This is a genomic window from Sulfuritalea sp., assembly GCF_031426875.1.
Lineage (GTDB): Bacteria > Pseudomonadota > Gammaproteobacteria > Burkholderiales > Rhodocyclaceae > Sulfuritalea.
The window spans coordinates 1-3,192 of sequence record NZ_JASJPC010000074.1 but is presented as its reverse complement, the minus strand read 5'-3'; the positions used below and the strand labels follow the sequence as shown (position 1 = coordinate 3,192).

Below are 3,192 nucleotides of genomic sequence, written 5' to 3'. Positions count from 1 at the left end.
AGAAATTCAACGTCAAAACCGATCGCTCAGACTCAAACCTGGATTGGAATGGACTGTCCCGTGGCGCGCGAAAGCCGTTCAGGGCTGGAGGATGCGCAGTCTTGCAGCGGCCTGGGCCTTGTCGAATCCGGCCGACCGGTTTTGCGCGGCGGCCAGTGCCAGGTTGTAGTACTGCGCGGCGAGTTTGTTCTGGCGCAGATGTTCGAGGCTGATCGCAAGGTTGTAGAGTATGTCGGGATTGTCGGATTCGGCGCTGTAGGCACGGAAATAGGCTTGTTGCGCATCGTTCCAGCGGCCATGGCGGGCATACAGGTTACCCAGGGAAAAATGCGGCGCCGCGAGGTCGGGCTGCGCCGCCGCGAGCGACTTCAAGCGGCTCTCGGCGGCACTGGGATCGATCTGTCCGCGCAGGTTGATCAGCGCTGCCTGCGCCACCGTGTCCTGCGGGTCGGCCTCGGTGATGCGTTGATACAGGAACTCGGCCTGGTCGGGGCGGCCCTGGCGCACGGCGATGGCAGCCAGGCCATGCAGGGCGTCGGTATTGCGCGGGTCGGCTTTCTGCGCGCGTTCGTATTCGAGCTGCGCCAGGGTGAGCTCCCCTCGGTTGAAGGCATCGAAGCCGCGCAGCAGTGCCGGATTGACTTGCAGCGGCGCCTTGGTCACGCGTACCGGACCCTCCGCCTCCGCCTCGCGCGGTACTGCCGCAGCGGCGGCACGCCGGGGCTTGGTCGGTGGCGCCTTGGGCGCCGCGACCGGGGCTGCGTCGTCGTCTTCGTCGGGCGTCGGCGTGGCGGGCTGGGCGGCCCCCGGTACGCCGACCGGCGCAATGGCGAGAGTTGGCGCTGGCGACACGGCGGCTGGCGCCGAAATGGCCGCGGCAGGAGGCGGTGCGGCGCGGTTGGCGAACAAGGTGTTCTTCGGCTGCAATTGCCACCAGAAGTATCCGCCGATGGCGGAAACGGACAAGACCGTAAGCACGCCAATGGCGATCGCAAAGGATTTTCGTGCCGGTGGCTTATCGGCCTGTTTGGCGGCGAACAGGTTCTGCGCGGCCGCCTTGCCTTGCGGGGCACTCGTCTCCGGCTGTCGGCGATGCGGGTCCGCCGTGGTAGCCGTGCGGGGCGGCGTTTCTGCGCCTGCAGGCTGCGTCGTCGGCGTTTCCGTCTTGGCCGGCATGGCCGGCGGTGTCGTGCGCAGTCGGGCTGCCGCGGCCTGCTGTGCCTCGGCCAGGAAGCGCGCATCGAGTTCTTCAAGGTCGGTGCCCAGAGGGGGCAGCTTGTTTGCCGAAGGCTCATCCTCGGCGGCTGGATTGCTTGCCGTCGGTTCGATCAGATTCGAGTCGTAGATCGGTTGCAGCGCGAGTTCTCCCGGCTGCTCGGCTTGCGGCGAATCACCCGCGTCTTCACCCTGCCCCTGACGCTTCGCCAGTTCGGCCTTCTTCAGGGCGTCCATCAACAGGCTCATCGGGAGCCTGCTCCCGGCGTTTCGGTGGTCCCAGGCTTGTTGGCGAAGAATTCCTTGCCCGGCAGTTGGTTGGCAAAGCTGCGATAGTCGCCGTTGATGCTCGGGTCGCGAATGATGGTGGGTTTGAGGAAAATCACCAGTTCGGTCTTGGTGCTGGTGTCGTCGCGATTGCGGAAGAAATTGCCGATGCCGGGAAGGCCGCCCAGCCCGGGTATCTCATTGGACGTGTAGTTGACGCGGTCTTCCATGAGCCCGCCCATCACGGCGACTTCCCCGTCAGACAGGCGCAGCATGGATTCCATTTCGCGCGTCTGGATTTCGGGAACGACATTCGGAACCGCCAGACCCGGGGTCGGGTCGGTTTTCCCGGCACCCTGGAGACTCGAAATGGTCGGTCGCACGTTGAGCAGAATGCTGCCGTTTTCGCTGATCTGCGGCGTGACGCTCATGACCAGTCCCACCGACACCGACTGGGGTGTGGAGGTGAAGTTGTTGGTGGTGCCGGTTGTGGTGGTGGTCGAGTCGTTCTTGATCAGAAAATAGACCACGTTATTGACGACCTTGAGCATTGCCGTCTGATTGTTCAGCACGCTGATTTTTGGACTGGACAGGACTTTGACCTTGCCAAAAGTCTCCAGCAGACTCAGTGTTGAAGAGATGCCCATGCCGGGTGCGACGTAATTGAGCAGGAAGGAGAATGGCGTGGGCGCCGTGAATGAGCCCGCCGCGGCGGCGAATGGGTCCGGCACAGGTAGGCCGGTCTGGTTTTGGGCGATCGAGAATCCCGCTTGCGGAGCACCCGGACGCAGGGAACGCAAGCTCTGCCAGTTGATCCCCTGCTGATAGCGATCGCTCAGGTTGACCTCGGCGATGGTCGCCTCGATGATGACCTGGCGTCGCGCATTCATCAGCACCAGATCGAGATATTCCTGAACCTTCTCATGCTGCCTGGCCGTTGCGCGCACGACCACGACGCCGGCTTCGGGGTTGACGATAATCGAGGCGGCCTCGCGGAAAGTGGTGCGCTTGACCACGGTGGTGCCCTGCTGTTGCAGGCTTGCCGGATTGGGGCTGGCGGCCAGGCTGGTGCTTTGGTTGCCCGACCGGGAGGAGCTTGCCCCGCCGGCAGCGCCGGTGCCGGTGGTGGCCTGCTGATCGGAACGTTCGATGACGGTTTCGCTCGATCCTTCCGGCAGGATCTTGTCGCTTTCGCGCAGTATGTCCTTCAGGTTCTTTTCCAGGGACTGCCAGAAATTGTTTTGCGCGGAACTCTTGACGGAGGTACTCGAATTGTTTCCGCCACCGCTGCTCGCGGCGCCGCCGGCAGCGCTGGTACTGGTGGACGCAATTTGCGTGTTGATCGAAACCGTGCCGCTCACGTCGCGCGACATGTTGACGTAATCGACCTTGTAGTTGCGCAGAAAGGGTGAATCCTGCATCACCACAAGATTGGGACCGTCCAGTTCCCAGCGCATGTCGACCTGCTTGGCTATGCGCGTCAGGATTTGTTGCAGCGTCTGGTCGATGGCATTGATGGTGACGATGCCGTTGATGCCGGGATGGATATCGACATTGATCTTGGCGTCGCGGGCGAGGGCGAAGAGCAGATCCTGGACGGCGATGTTGCGCACGGAAACCGAGTAGGACTCGGCCTTATGTGGAGCTCAACATAAGGCCGATTATGTAGATGCCTCGATTATGTTGAGCCATGTCCGGCGTCGTACGCCA

Annotated in this window: 2 protein-coding genes; both read right to left on the bottom strand. The window is 62.9% G+C overall.

What is annotated here, in order from left to right:
* Window positions 1-78: 78 nt before the first annotated feature.
* Window positions 79-1,464, bottom strand: a complete 1,386-nt coding sequence (locus RMO95_RS23065) for a tetratricopeptide repeat protein (RefSeq protein ID WP_310453043.1) — start codon at window positions 1,462-1,464, stop codon at window positions 79-81.
* A complete protein-coding gene (gene mshL, locus RMO95_RS23060) occupies window positions 1,461-3,095 on the bottom strand; it encodes a pilus (MSHA type) biogenesis protein MshL (protein WP_310453042.1) in 1,635 nt (544 codons plus the stop codon). Before mshL ends, RMO95_RS23065 begins: the two co-directional genes overlap by 4 nt.
* Window positions 3,096-3,192: the final 97 nt, after the last annotated feature.